Below are 13,803 nucleotides of genomic sequence, written 5' to 3'. Positions count from 1 at the left end.
AGATTTTGACACATAAAACAAAAAAACCGCGATTTACGCGGCTTTTTATGAGTAAATGATCGTATCACCCAACACATAGTGACCCCTCGGTCTTACCTTGTTACAGTAACGGTAAAGGTCGCGGACGCCTTTGTATCGCTGGAAGTTACAGTGATAGATGTGGACAATGTGCTGTTTTTGCCACTGCCGTTACTGACCCCAACAATATCGAATGTCGTCTCGCCTGTAGCATTGCTATAAACAACATTCTCAACTTTCGCGATTCCGGGATTCTTGGGAACGGCGGTTAGCGTTTTGTCCGTTGCATTGGCTGGTCCTACAGTAGCCTTAACGGTTAACCGACTTCCTACCTTCACCGTTCCGCTTGTTTTATCAAGAGTTATTGTCTGTACCGTCACCAATGCTGGTGCTGGTGTTGTTGCTTGGTCGGCTAAGGTGGCCGCCAGGAAAATTAACGGTGAGTTGTAATTTAACGCTTGTTCATTCGTTTCCCAGTCTACCGTCGAATGATTGTAGGCTTTTGCAGGGAATTTCGCTTGCCAGTTGTTCGGACCACCAACCATGTAACCAGACGGCATATCGATGATGAAGTCTCTCATGAAAATCTCATGATGCGTCTTTTGAATGCGGTTCTCGCCGTAACCAGTAATGTAACTCAACTGCAGGGGGTTAACGCCAAGCAAGTAGTTGAGGTTACTCTGCGCGAGTTTCTTGACTGTTTGAGCATCATATTGGCCTGTAACCCTGCTGCCAATCGCAAAACTCATTGGCATACTGGCAACGTTCGAGTTGGCCCCCCAGTAAAACCCATCATTTGTAGAATTGCCCCATACCGCGTTCACAGTCGTGTTAAGGACATTATTCTTCCAGTTCGTAAAATTCGTCGTGAACCACGACTTCACGGTAGCATCAGGAGCGCTTGCGCTCAAATAATGATAAAAACCGATCATCTCCATCCCGTTTATACCGTGGGAGAAGGTCGCATTCGAAAAGATATTTCCGAAAGCCGTATAGTTTGCCTTCACGTAGTCGCCGTACTGCGGTTCACCGGTTGCTCTATATAACGCTGCAGCCGCGTAGAAGCGATCATTTTTGTCATCGTTATCATTATACGGTCCAGAGGGTTGGGCTATCACCTGCGGATAGGCCGCCAGATAGGTCCAACCTTTCTTTGCCGAGGCCAGCAGAACATCGGCATACGATTGAAGCGCAGGGACACTTCTGAACACTACGGAAGCATGCGCGAGGACCCCTACCGTATTCGCCGTCATTGCAGTTGGGATCAGGGTACCGTCCCCGTCCATAATGAATCGGTTCGGAGCGGGTTCCCGATTCACGTAAGAGTAGAAGCCGCCATTTGTGTGCTGCATTTTCAAAAAGAAATCGGTTTCAAACCTAATCTCATCTAATAAATCCGGAATTCCATTGCCGCTTTCCGGGATGTTCAATTGCCCGTCGGTAAACCGGTCAGGATAGAATTCATACGCCCACAACAGATCGGACACAGCGGTTGCGCCTGCTGTAACGTATTTCCCTGTATCGCCGGCATCCCACCAACCGCCCGAAACATCCTTTGTAATAGATGGATTTGATTGGAGCGGAAGGTTATAGTCTTGCTTGTGTGCTCCAATGCGCGCGTATGCTCCAGCGTGAGTGGCCTCAAGGTCTACATTTGCTCTCTGATAGTAAAAGAACTTCTGTACATCCTTTAGCAACCCGGTATATACACCGTTTCCAATCGTGAAGGGCACAGACGGTGCGGCTACTCCATTTACTGTTACGTAGAAATCGCCCGCCTCGTTTAGCGCTGAAAAATCTGCTTTAAAAACTTTCTCCCCGGATAAGGAATCGTAAGCTTTCACAAGCGATAGCGTACCGGAATGCGCAATACTGCCATCCGACTGACGCCTAATCTCAAAAGCAGTACCAACATCAGCCGATAACTCATTGTAATATCCGCTGACCAATGCGTATTTATCGCCATTGAGCGGATAACCTTCTTGGTTAACTTTAATTGGAGCGGCGGATTTTTCCTTGTCGGGCGATACGACCTTCATATTCGCGATCCAAAAGGTTGCCGCCACATCGCTTACAGCGGCCAGCTTCAAAAGTTGAACCTGCTTCTTCTCGAAAATCGAGTTACTGTCAATAATGGTTTTGAGCGGTATTGATACGTGGGTCCATGTTCGGGTAACCGGAACATAAGTATTTACGTTGGCGGAAAGAGCGTCTTGTCTCGTCTCATCCGGGTTGTTGTCTTGGTCTTTATAAAACTGTCCATTCACAAGTCGTTCATGAACGACATCTTGAAAACCAATAACGAAGCCCTCTCCCCCAGCTTGTCCAACAACATCGAATTCAAGCGTACCGTTCTGGTAATAAGATGAGAAGTCAAACGTCTGCCAGCCATTTACAACGAAATGGCTCGCCCACCATCCTGAAGTGGTCATTCGAAATGCCTGCTGATTTAAGTAGGTTTCACTTACTGTTTGACTGCCGAACTCCCATGCGAAATTGTTGATCGTAATGTCGCGCAACTTGTTCCATTCCGTTCCCCCTGGCGGCAAATATGTGTCTGTTGCGCTTGCGGTCATACCACCAGGTACGGCAGTCATGAAAGCGATAACAATAAACAGTACTAGTGGAAGTAACCTCTTCCTTCTGTGTCTCTTGATTCTGTACACTTGGAGACCTCCCAAATTATATTTAAGCGCTTACTATAGAAAATATATCTAAATAAAGCGCTCACATCGATAATAGTTCATCCCTCTTACCCTTTCATACCCCAACAATTAGAGTAGTTTCCAATAGGAAATTAGAGTTTCTCTAAGGTAAGTACTCCAAGAAATCCTCACCTTCGTAATTGATTACATAATAATATTTACGTAACCAAATTGATGCGTATCGGGAATGGGGGAATGTTCTTGTCAAATTCCTCGAGGGAGTACACGCAAAAAAAGAATGACACCTTTCTCCATTTAATGTGGAAAGAATGTCACTCTTTTTTTCGCGGTGCCGTTAACACCTATTCATTTTAATAAACATCACGTTGATAACGTCCTTGAGCTTGTATATCACTGAGATAAGCTTCCGCTGCTTCGCGGCTCATCGCGCCTTCTTTTTCAATAACTTCGATAAGCGCGTTGTGGACATCTTTCGCCATATATTGTTTATCTCCGCAAACATAGAAGCAAGCTCCGTTTTCCAGCCATTCAAACAAATCCTTGCTGTTTTCAAGCATTTTGTGCTGTACATAAACTTTTTGTGCCGTATCACGGGAGAACGCAGTGTCTATTCTTGTCAAGACCCCGTCTTTTTGATATTGTTCCAACTCGTTTTGATAAAGGAAATCCGATGCCGAATGCTGGTCTCCAAAAAATAGCCATGCTCTGCCCGTTGCTTTAGTTACCGCACGTTCCTGGATAAAGGAACGGAACGGTGCAATGCCTGTCCCTGGACCAACCATAATAATATCTGTATCTTGAGACGCCGGCAAATGGAAGTGTTTATTAGGTTGAATAAATACGGGAAGCGTGTCTCCTTCTTTAAGACGTTCGGCAACTAAAACCGAACAAACGCCTTTACGTTCACGTCCGTGAGCCGTGTAGCGCATAGCACCGATGGTTAGATGCACTTCCTCGGGATTAGCGGCAATGCTGCTTGCAATTGAATAGAGACGCGGCGTCAATTTTCTTAATAGAGACACCATTTCTTGGGCAGAAGCGTTCCATGGCCCGAAATCGCGCAGCATATCAAGCAAGTCACGCCCGTAGATATATTCTTTCAGTTGGTTTGCATTTTCATTTAATAAGAGCTTGCGCAACTCTTCATTCTCGGTAAATTCCACCGCTTGCTGTAAAATCTTTTTCGATAGCAGTGTAATTTCAAAGTAGGTTGTCAGCGCTTCTTTTAACGGAAGTGTATCGCCTTCCTTATTAATTGTTACTAACATTTCTTCGTCCCATTTCATTTCTTCAAGCAGAGAAGCCACCAGTTCCGGATCATTCTCCGGGATAATACCAAGAGCATCTCCCGGGACGTAGGAAAGGCTTGATCCTTTTAACGATAACTCGAGATGTCTTGTTTCTTTATTGGAGTCAGCTCCATTTAAATTTACATTATTAAGAACCTTCGCGTGAAATGGATTTTTTCTTGAGAATGTTGTTGCCGACTGATTTTCCGTAACAAGCATATTCTTCCCCCCAAAATACTAGGATAACACAGGGTTTGAAGATAATGATAGCTTCTCGTTACCATCCTCCTTCTCTCGATCGTATGATGCGATCCATGATACGCTATGTTCATTCGCCATTTTCCGTACTGCATCTTCCAATTCCAGTTTTCGAGGATGGAAAGCTCCATTTCCTGCTGAAATAATAACTGATTTTGAATAATGAACATCACGGTTTATCGCTATCTTAAATGTATCATCTACTTGCTTTTCAATCTGTTCAACTGATTCTTCAACCTTCAAACGACTCTTCAGCTATTTTAATTGATTCAGTTGGACATCCATCAAAAGCATCTTGTAAGTCATCTTCGTATTCATCAGGTACGATGGCTGTTCCTTTATTATTATCTAAAATAACAAAGGCGATCCCCTCATCATCGTAATCAAAAATAGTTGGTGCAGCAGCTCCACATGCTCCACACGCAATACAAGTTTCTTTATTTACAATTGTATATTTTTTCATTTTTACTGCCCTTCCTTTATATGTCTTTATATTCAGCCTACGGCTTTTGAGAGTTGCATTAAAGAGTTTAATGCCACAGTTCCGTATAGTTAACTCTTGGTTTGAGCCAGCATTTTATCAACGGTTTTGTTCATCTGATTTAAAATAAACTGAGGTGCAACACGACTCATGAACTTCAGCAAACTGCTCTGACCCGGCAGGATCTCAAAGCGATCCTTTTCCAAACCCTTGATTGCGTACCTAATCATCTTACCGGCATCCATTGGCTTTACGCCTTTGATCTCGTCGCCATCAAAAGCTTCTAGTAAAGGAGTCTGAACAGCTGGAGGCGCCAATTCAAACACTTTAATAGTAGTATCTTTTAGTTGCATTCGCAGTGATTGTGTAAATGAATGAATACCGGCTTTCGTCGCACAATATACCGGCGATACCGGATAAGGAACAAATGCAAGTCCGGATGAGACATTCATAATCGCTGCGGACTTCTTCGCCTTTAAATGCGATAAGAATTGTTTTACCATACGGATCGAACCGCTGAGATTAATTTCAATCTCGCTATTGATATTCTCTAAGTCAACCTCTTTGGTATGAAGATTTAATGCACGCATAACACCAGCGTTATTGATCAGAAAATTCAGTTCTGGAAATTGATTGATTACTTTTTCAAAAAGGTCGGAAATTGCCTTTGGATCGCTTACATCACACTGAAATGTGTGAACGTTTGGTAGTTTCTTTTTGGCTAAGTCCAGTTTGGACTGATCCCGCCCGGTAATAATTACCGTGTTCCCAAGCTGAACGAGCTGAGTAGCAAGCTCGAATCCAATCCCGGATGTTCCACCCGTTATCAGAATTGTGTTGGAATCCATTTTCATAAAAATCAATCCTTTCTCTATAAATGATTTATATAGCGGCTTTGCATGCTTTACACACTCTTATTAGGCAAAGCATTTCTCAAAGTTCATTAACAATTTTGGGTTCCCTTTGATCCGCAGTTTTCTTGTCAACAATGCCGCAGCCACATTTTTTTCCTTCGCCACGATCTTAAGCCACGTTTTGCTATCCACCGTAATCCGAATATCCGGCTTGCCGTGAAATCCGTCCCGAATTTGGAGCTTATTGTCACGAATGTCGATTGTCGTTTGTCTCGTTTCATCTCCGGTGAATGCAAAATGATAGGTGCTGTTTAAACCCGTTGCCTGCTTCGGCTGGAATGCATGAGGCATCAAGGTGATCAAAAGGCGGATCGTGTTCGGCCTGAGTCCATTCCCTACGCGTTTCACCGTTTTGTGGGGAAAACGTTTCGCGACATACGCTTCCGCATCGGAGCCAGGGGTTACATACACCGTCTCCTCTTTGGCCTGCAACGGCTTTAATACATCATTCATGAACCCTTTACGGTCTTTCAGAAACGGCCCGGTCACATCATCGCCCGCCGGACAAACCGATAAGCAATAAGCCGCTTTGTAGTTAGCCCCGAAACTCAAGCTTTGCCACCAGGAAGTCGTTTCGGTTAGCGGTACTTCATTCCGGTACTCTTTGACGTTCTTACTGTCCACGACCGTTTCCACAAAGTCGCTGAAACCGCCCATAAACTCGCGATAATTGTGCGTAGCGCATGAAGAAAAATTAAATTGTCCGTCCGCACCGATCGCGCCGACAGGGCAGGCAGAAACGCAAAGCTTGCATTCCAGACACGGGTTGTAGTCAATCGGCCGGTCCTCCTTGTTGACCCGGGCATCCATCATAACGGCGCCAAGCAGAATGAAGTTTCCGAATTTCGGATGAATCACGTTGCGATGGATGCCCATATGGCCTAACCCTGCCGCAACGGCAACAGGCTTGAGCGAAACGACCCAGGTCTTGCCGGGAAACTTATCCATCTCCATCGGGAAACCCATGGCTGCATTTAAAGCCCGAATCCCTCGCGCTTCCAATGCGGACACGATGTGATGGGCTGTCACCGCTACCTTATCGCCGGTATGATGAAATTCAATATTGGCAAGGGATCGCGCTGGTGTGCGTATCGGTTCTCGATTCATTCTGGCAACGAAACTGATCATCGTCTTAGCATGCGGAAATGCGGACAGAATGTCATCACGCTGATCATCCAATTCGGAGCGTTCAATGGATATAACCCCGACATCGTCAGCTCCGGCCTCAAGACACAATTCGCGTATCCACTCATAATCAAGTGTTTCGTTGTCAAGAGTGGCGGAATGCGCAGAGGATTCGTAGTAAAGCACAACTGTGGGATGTTTTTTCATTCGGCCACTTTCATCTATCCCTTCTAATTAAGTGTATATACACCTTTTTAGCGAAAAAAATTAATCTCGTCTGTTCAGCTTAACAATGTTAGACAATTGACCAAGCAAACCTTTATAAGGGTCATCGCCCATATAGTCTCGAATACGGATTTGCGCCTGTTCCCATAACGGCAGCGCACGCTTAAGAAGGTCCCGGCCTTCGGGTGTCAGAGCAATAAACCGTTTCCTGCGATCCTCCCCTTCCGTGATCGACACCCAGCCCTGTCTCTCAAGCGGCTTGAGATCCCGCGGCAATGTGGTCCTATCCATCAGAAGTATTTCGGAGAGAGTTGTAATGGTGACAGACCCGGCTTGTTCAAGTGCCATAAGGACAGACAATTGGGTTGCCCGAAGCCCGACTGGTCTTAAATATTCATCATATAAACTGGTAATGAAACGGGACGCTTTTCTTAAATTCAAGCAAGCGCACTCTACTGTATAATCGGTCGTCCCTGAAAAATCTGAAGTTGAATTATGTTCTCTCATAAATATGAGTATATACACATATTGTGTCGATGTCAATCTTTATAATTATCTTTAAACCTGGATGGATCCTTTTTTATTATGTACAAAGAAGCGGCTGGAAGTATCCCGCCGCTTTCTTCTTTTACAATCGTTGTGAAATCATATTGTCCCCACTCTTTTCCATCCGGGCGAAATCCTGCGAATAAGCGAGCATTCGCGAGAAAATCATATCGTACCAAGGGAGTTTAAACACGTGCGACTTTTCTCATCAACGAGCTTTGACGGAGTAACATCATTTCCCTCAGAATCGACTACGGAGATAGCTAATATAGTTGTTAGGAGCTCTCCGCGAATCATCTTCAAATAATCTTGCCGTAGTTTCGATAATGTTCGTTCATTCATAGTTGAATTCATTGGAATTTCTCCTCTGTTAATAAAATCAGCTTAAATGTTGCCTCATTCCTGAAAGTGAAGCTGTTTCAATAGCGCTGAGAAGTTTATGTTGGCGTAAAGCATGTGCAAAATCTGGGGTCGTGCATGTGCCTTCACGCAAGTCCTTAGCGAACTGTTCGTAAATTCTCGCTGTATTACTTGGCATTCCTGTCGGTAGATGATTACCGAAGTAAGATTCAGGAACAGTTAAATCTTGTACTTGGTTCTCTTGATTTCGTCCACCTTTCAACTTTAATTCAGCTAACTGGGTTTGACCACTTGGTGCAGTTATGACCAGATCACCTTTTGAACCATTGATTTCCCAACGCATATTTTCACCACGAGATATTCCGCCGCGATAAAAGACAACCCTCACGCTTACGATAAATAAATCCGTTTTGCTCAAGTGATTTAACCATATTGGTTATAGTTGGAAATTATAGCTATCATTTAAGGTGGCTGATGACTTTACTAAATGTATTCACCCATCACAATATTTCGATGTACCCTTCTGTTCCATGCACGCGAATTCGTTGCCCATCTTTTATCAGTTTGGTAGCATTCTCCACTCCGACAACTGCCGGCAAGCCATATTCGCGCGCGATAACTGCTCCATGGGTCATCAGTCCGCCAACTTCGGTGACCAGGCCTTTTATGGATACAAACAAAGGTGTCCAGCTAGGGTCGGTAAATGAGGTGACTAATATATCTCCATCTTTCAGATCGGCATCTTCCATGTTGAAGATGACACGAGCTCGCCCCTCTATAACTCCGGAAGAAACAGCTAGACCTACAATAGCTTCGGCAGGGAGATTTTCTCGTTTGTATTTACCTGCAATGATTTCACCATCGGACGTGATAACACGAGGCGGAGTTAGTTTTTCATAAAATTTGTACTCGTCTATTCGTTTGCTGATGATCTGGTAATCCAGTTTATTTGTGCGTACGACTTCGTGAAGTTCTTCAAAAGTAAGGTAGTAAATATCTTCTTTTTCATGAATAACGCCCGCTTGTGCGAGTTGTTCGGCTTCTTTCAGTAAAGCCTGCTTATAAACGAAGTAGCGACTAATATAACCATATTTTGGATATTCCCGATAACCAATGAAATGCCGGACTAGGTCGATCATTCGTTTTGTCTCTTTGGCTTTTTGTTCACCATCCGGCAATAGCTTCAATCGATCTAATAACCCTTGTTCTTTCTTCAATGCTTCCTGTCGCCCTTGCTCAAATTTCCGATGACTCGCGTTAAATTCAAAGCTTCTGATATGATTAAGAATCATGGGGACTAGTGTAGTTGGCTTTTCGCTCCACCGGGTTCTAGTGATATCGATTTCACCTGCACATCGCATTCCATATTTGCCCAGATAAGCATTGATAGCGTCCCGGGTTTCCTTTCCACCATCAAACTTAACCAGTTCATCCAAAAAGTGATCCTCTTTTACATGTTTTAAATACTCAATGACTTCCGGATAAGGACGAATCACATCTGCGACATCCAATAGCGCCAGACCCATTTCCGAAGTGATATTGTTTGGCACGGATTGAGAAAGCGTGTCTGCTGCATTTTTTTCGCCTAACCACTCCTTCATTTTTTCGTTGATCCATGATGAGGCATTCATGGCTGTCATAAACACACCAAAGCTTTGTGGATCAGATAAAATCTTCTTTAATTCCTGAATATCTTCCAGGATAAAACCAAACAGATCCGACCCTGATTTCGTTAGGATGTTTTGTTTTAACTCTTCAATCGATGTTTGACTACGCTTAATCAAATCAGAAACGATTGTCGGATCATATTCGATTAATGTTTGATAATCCTCAGGTGGTTTACCTTTATTTCTTTTAGCGGGACCCGGTTCTTTTTCACCATCTGGTGACGATTTGATAAAGTCTTCGCGCTCAATGATGGTCATGAGCGCGTCTTTTATGAGCGGATCGGATTTTCCCAGGACATTTACTAAAGTTTCCCTGCCGGAAGGAGAAGCCAGCATAGCTGTACTATCAACAAACAACCTTCCTCCGGCTTTACGCATGGGTGCAGGAGTAATTAACAGGTAAAAAGACAATCCCAATGGTTTTATGGGGTCAGTCATCATTTGTTGATGACCGACAGATACATAAACGTGATTTTCTTGATCATTCGCTTCAGGGATCGGGTATAAAGTAGTGATTGGCCGACTCTGGACAATGTAAAATGTATCTTGGGCCAAACACCATTCGATGTCCTGGGGGCAACCAAAGTGGGCTTCGATTTGTCTTCCGATGCGCGCCAGCTGTAAAATTTGCTCCTCAGTAAGTGCTTGAGTCTTTTGCTGAGCGGGATCGATCTGCCGGGTCTCCGTTCCGCCTTCTTTTCGTCCATAGACAGCCAGTTTTTTGGTTGCTATCCTCTTATCGACGATTTGCCCATTGCGAACTTTATACCCATCTGCAGATACCAAGCCGGAGACCAGCGCTTCTCCAAGCCCAAAACTGGCATCGATGGATAGCAATTTTCGGTTGGAGGTAATGGGATCGGCGGTAAATAAAATCCCTGAAGCCTGCGGGAAAACCATCCTTTGAACGACAACGGATAAATAAACTTGTCTGTGGTCGAATCCGTTCTGCATACGGTAGATGATTGCGCGATCCGTAAATAGGGAAGCCCAACATTTGCTGATATGCTGCAAGATGGCATCGATGCCGATGATATTTAAATAGGTGTCTTGTTGACCGGCGAAAGAGGCATGCGGTAAATCTTCAGCAGTCGCACTTGAACGCACTGCATAAGCATGTTCATCACCAAACTTGGAGAGATAGTGAGTTACGGCTTTCACAACTTCGGAAGGAATTTCTGCTTCCATCATGATTTGTCGAATCTCCCTGCCGATTTCACCGATTTGATCTCGATCTTCTACTTTTAGCATGGTTAGTCGATCCAACCAAGCATGATACGTTTCGTTTTGTTCGATGGCTCTTTGATATCCCACTGTTGTAACACAAAATCCTTCTGGTACTTGTATTCCTTCCAATTTTGATAATTCACCTAAATTTAACCCTTTTCCGCCAACGAGCAAAAGTTGCGTTTTTTCCATTTCCTTAAAACCGAGAACCAAAGAACCCATTCAGCATCTCTCCTAACCATCAAATTAAGAAAAAACATTTGACAAGAGTGTATCGGCATGGTACACTTAAGATGTAAGATGGAACATTTGTGTCCATGTAATTTGTCAAAGTCGCATTCTGATTATATCATCGTGTCTGTTTATGTGCAATATAGAAGAACCTGATAAAACTACCCAGGTTCTTTTTTGATTTCCCGAAATCTTTAGTCACAGCCTAAGAAATACTAGGATTATTTTCGGGCCCGTCATCGGCTGGATCAAGATTTAAAGGATTTTAGGTTAAAGAGGGGGATGCTGCCAAGCTGGCAGCATCCCCCTCTTTCGTATGTTCTTTAACTAGATTTCATAACTGGCCAATCGATTCAAAAATTGAATGGCACGCGCGCTCTGAGGATTTTCCAAAACATTCTCCGGCGGTCCTTCTTCAATAATAACACCGCCATCCATGAGAATGACGCGATCTGCTACATCCGCTGCGAACTTCATCTCGTGAGTGACGATTATCATCGTCATCCCGTCCGCAGCGAGCTGCTTAATAACCTTCAGCACCTCGCCAACCAATTGAGGATCAAGCGCTGATGTGGGCTCATCGAACAGCAGCACCTCAGGATCAACAGCCATTGCTCTGGCAATGGCAATCCGCTGTTGTTGTCCACCTGACAATTGATGCGGGTAAAATTCCGCCTTATCGGCCAAACCAACCTTAGCCAGCAGCTCTGCGGCGCGTTGCCGAGAGTCTGACTTGCTCTTCTTCTGCACAGTCACTTGCGCTTCCATAATATTTTCAATAGCTGTTTGATGCGGAAAAAGGTTAAACGACTGGAACACCATACCCGTTTGCTTGCGGAGGGCTACGGCTTCCTTCTCCCGAACTTTCTTCCCCGCCTCAAAATCCAACGTTTGCTTACCGACCGTCAATATGCCTCGATCAGGCACTTCTAGAAGATTAAAGCATCGAAGCAGCGTCGTCTTGCCGGAACCGGATGGGCCTATTATCGCGAGCACTTTCCCCCTCTCCAACGTCATATCAATTCCCTTCAGAACTTCCAATGATCCGAAGGATTTATGCAAATTGCGGATTTCGATCATCTATACTCTCTCCCTTAGCTTGCGGAATACCGTGCCAATCGTTTCTCGGTAATATTCTGCAGCCATGACAGTACAGAGCAGAACAACAGATAGATGGCCCCAGCGGCAGAATATATCAGAAGAGGCTCGTACTTAGCTGCGCTAATTTGTTGCGCTACACGGAACATCTCCATATAAAGTATCGTAGCTGCAAGAGACGTATCCTTTACCAGGCTTATGAACGAGCTGCCAAGCGGCGGAATCGCTACGCGAGCCGCCTGGGGTAAAATGACCCGCCGAAGCGCCTGCCACCTCGTCATACCTATTGAATATGCGGCTTCCCATTGGCCTTTATGGATCGACAGAATCGCCGCACGTACGATCTCGGAGCCGTAGGCCCCTACACTGAGCGTAAAGCCGATGACAGATGCAATAAACGGGTCTAATGTAATTCCCGCGTAAGGAAGACCATAGAAGATAATAAACAATTGGACAAGCAGCGGTGTCCCGCGAATGATCCATACATAGAAGCGTGCAACAAGCCGCAGTACTCTAATGGTGGATAATCTTGCAAGAGCAGTAGCAACAGCTACAATGAGACCAAGAGCAAAAGAAACTAAAGCTAGCGGAATCGTAAAAACTACCCCTGCTTTTAGCAGAGGCAGCAGTGAATCTATAAGAATCTCTATTTGACGATCAGTCATATCATAAGCATCCTTTACGCCTGCGGCTGTTAGTCAGCATGGCAATTCATTATTTGGAAACGTCTGCTCCAAAATATTTCTCGGAGATTTTGAGGTAAGTGCCATCGCTCTTGATCTCGGCAAGCGCGCCGTTTACCGCTTCAATCATCGCTTCATTTCCTTTTCTGAAAAGCGCGGCGTTCTTGGCTGCATCCGGTGCTTCATCAACGATTTTAAGCGGCAGGTCGGGCTTTTGTTTCTTTAAATCCAAGAAGGATAGTCCGTCATTTACGGTAGCATCGATACGCCCCGAAGCAAGCAGATCGATCGCCTGATTGAAACCATCCGTCGTCACAATCTCCGCCCCATTCTCGCGGGCAATATCAGCAAGGTTGCTCGTTAACGATTGTCCTGATTTTTTGCCTTTCAGGTCTGCGAACGTTTTAATATCCGTGTTATCTTCAGCAACAATCAATACGGCTTTGGAAACGATATAGTCATCCGAAAAATCATATTTCTCTTTCCGTTCGTCCGTAATGCCCACTTGGTTGAAAATAGTATCAAAGCGCTCAGCATCAAGCCCGGCGATAATGGAATCCCACGAAGTCTCGATGAATTCAGCCTTCAAGCCAAGCCGCTTAGCAATCTCTTCTGCGATCTCGACATCGAAGCCGGTGAGCTTGCCTGACTCATCATGAAACGTAAACGGCGCATATGTGCCCTCCGTACCAATGCGGAGCTTGCCGCTTGCTTTAATCGCATCCCAAGCCGCTTGTCCGGGCAAATTGGAAACATCCTCAGTCGGGCTTGCCGCTGGATCTTGAGTACCTCCATTGTTATTATCCTTCTTGGCGCCGCAAGCTGCAATCAGCAATACGGTAAGTGTTATCAACAATGTTAGTGTGCTTAATCTCTTCATGTTATTACCCCTCGCTATTCTTTTCTGTAATGTATGGACAGTTCGACTACATGAATATTATAATGCAGGTGGTGCTGTGTCAATTCTTTTTTTCCTAGTATTCTTATTTGAATTGTATATTTAAAAGATTTGTTA

Annotated in this window: 12 protein-coding genes and 1 pseudogene; all 13 read right to left on the bottom strand. The window is 44.6% G+C overall.

Translation table 11 applies throughout. The features are described from left to right. Positions 1-92: 92 nt before the first annotated feature. The 13 genes and pseudogenes from H581_RS0115885 to H581_RS0115835 all read right to left on the bottom strand — a co-directional run bounded on the left by H581_RS0115885 (position 93) and on the right by H581_RS0115835 (position 13,668). The gene (locus tag H581_RS0115885) at positions 93-2,684 is read right to left on the bottom strand and encodes a glycoside hydrolase family 9 protein (protein WP_028610877.1); all 2,592 of its coding nucleotides are present in this window, start codon (positions 2,682-2,684) and stop codon (positions 93-95) included. Positions 2,685-3,034: 350 nt separating this feature from the next. Continuing rightward, positions 3,035-4,192, bottom strand: a complete 1,158-nt coding sequence (locus tag H581_RS34190) for a sulfite reductase subunit alpha (RefSeq protein ID WP_084134596.1) — start codon at positions 4,190-4,192, stop codon at positions 3,035-3,037. A 123-nt stretch (positions 4,193-4,315) separates the two neighbouring features. Continuing rightward, positions 4,316-4,468, bottom strand: a pseudogene (locus tag H581_RS39670) (ferredoxin--NADP(+) reductase); the annotation flags it as partial. Next, positions 4,464-4,694, bottom strand: coding sequence for a ferredoxin (locus tag H581_RS0115875; protein ID WP_028610876.1), 231 nt, complete (start codon positions 4,692-4,694; stop codon positions 4,464-4,466). The gene H581_RS0115875 and the pseudogene H581_RS39670, both read right to left, overlap by 5 nt. Positions 4,695-4,783: 89 nt before the next feature. Then, positions 4,784-5,566, bottom strand: coding sequence for an SDR family oxidoreductase (locus H581_RS0115870; RefSeq protein ID WP_028610875.1), 783 nt, complete (start codon positions 5,564-5,566; stop codon positions 4,784-4,786). Between the two features lie 63 nt (positions 5,567-5,629). Further along, complete coding sequence (locus tag H581_RS0115865; protein ID WP_036718681.1) at positions 5,630-6,958, bottom strand: SCP2 sterol-binding domain-containing protein; 1,329 nt, start codon at positions 6,956-6,958, stop codon at positions 5,630-5,632. A 60-nt stretch (positions 6,959-7,018) separates the two neighbouring features. After that, on the bottom strand, positions 7,019-7,417 hold the full coding sequence (locus H581_RS0115860; protein WP_245600046.1) for a MarR family winged helix-turn-helix transcriptional regulator: 399 nt from the start codon (positions 7,415-7,417) through the stop codon (positions 7,019-7,021). Between the two features lie 270 nt (positions 7,418-7,687). After that, positions 7,688-7,864, bottom strand: coding sequence for a DUF896 domain-containing protein (locus tag H581_RS0115855; protein ID WP_281169553.1), 177 nt, complete (start codon positions 7,862-7,864; stop codon positions 7,688-7,690). A gap of 365 nt (positions 7,865-8,229) precedes the next feature. Further along, complete coding sequence (locus H581_RS39665; RefSeq protein WP_156889631.1) at positions 8,230-8,313, bottom strand: hypothetical protein; 84 nt, start codon at positions 8,311-8,313, stop codon at positions 8,230-8,232. 69 nt (positions 8,314-8,382) lie between these two features. Next, positions 8,383-10,998, bottom strand: a complete 2,616-nt coding sequence (gene ppsA / locus H581_RS0115850; protein WP_028610871.1) for a phosphoenolpyruvate synthase — start codon at positions 10,996-10,998, stop codon at positions 8,383-8,385. A 336-nt stretch (positions 10,999-11,334) separates the two neighbouring features. Continuing rightward, entirely contained in the window at positions 11,335-12,087 is a 753-nt protein-coding gene (locus H581_RS0115845) for an amino acid ABC transporter ATP-binding protein (protein ID WP_028610870.1), read from the bottom strand. A gap of 14 nt (positions 12,088-12,101) precedes the next feature. Then, entirely contained in the window at positions 12,102-12,770 is a 669-nt protein-coding gene (locus H581_RS0115840) for an amino acid ABC transporter permease (RefSeq protein ID WP_028610869.1), read from the bottom strand. Positions 12,771-12,819: 49 nt separating this feature from the next. Next, positions 12,820-13,668, bottom strand: a complete 849-nt coding sequence (locus H581_RS0115835) for an amino acid ABC transporter substrate-binding protein (RefSeq protein ID WP_028610868.1) — start codon at positions 13,666-13,668, stop codon at positions 12,820-12,822. Between the last annotated feature and the right edge of the window lie 135 nt (positions 13,669-13,803).

Origin of the sequence: Paenibacillus harenae DSM 16969 (genome assembly GCF_000422465.1) — a bacterium.
GTDB lineage: Bacteria > Bacillota > Bacilli > Paenibacillales > Paenibacillaceae > Pristimantibacillus > Pristimantibacillus harenae.
Note: the sequence above shows the minus strand (reverse complement) of the source record. Positions and strands in the feature narration are given on the sequence as shown.

What these genes read in the sequence shown, in the direction of transcription:
- H581_RS0115865 (WP_036718681.1), bottom strand. Translation starts at nt 6,958, where the DNA reads ATGAAAAAACATCCCACAGTTGTGCTTTACTACGAATCCTCTGCGCAT.
- H581_RS0115840 (WP_028610869.1), bottom strand. Translation starts at nt 12,770, where the DNA reads ATGACTGATCGTCAAATAGAGATTCTTATAGATTCACTGCTGCCTCTG.
- ppsA (WP_028610871.1), bottom strand. Translation starts at nt 10,998, where the DNA reads ATGGGTTCTTTGGTTCTCGGTTTTAAGGAAATGGAAAAAACGCAACTT.
- H581_RS0115875 (WP_028610876.1), bottom strand. Translation starts at nt 4,694, where the DNA reads ATGAAAAAATATACAATTGTAAATAAAGAAACTTGTATTGCGTGTGGA.
- H581_RS0115845 (WP_028610870.1), bottom strand. Translation starts at nt 12,087, where the DNA reads ATGATCGAAATCCGCAATTTGCATAAATCCTTCGGATCATTGGAAGTT.
- H581_RS34190 (WP_084134596.1), bottom strand. Translation starts at nt 4,192, where the DNA reads ATGCTTGTTACGGAAAATCAGTCGGCAACAACATTCTCAAGAAAAAAT.
- H581_RS39665 (WP_156889631.1), bottom strand. Translation starts at nt 8,313, where the DNA reads ATGGTTAAATCACTTGAGCAAAACGGATTTATTTATCGTAAGCGTGAG.
- H581_RS0115855 (WP_281169553.1), bottom strand. Translation starts at nt 7,864, where the DNA reads ATGAATGAACGAACATTATCGAAACTACGGCAAGATTATTTGAAGATG.
- H581_RS0115870 (WP_028610875.1), bottom strand. Translation starts at nt 5,566, where the DNA reads ATGAAAATGGATTCCAACACAATTCTGATAACGGGTGGAACATCCGGG.
- H581_RS0115835 (WP_028610868.1), bottom strand. Translation starts at nt 13,668, where the DNA reads ATGAAGAGATTAAGCACACTAACATTGTTGATAACACTTACCGTATTG.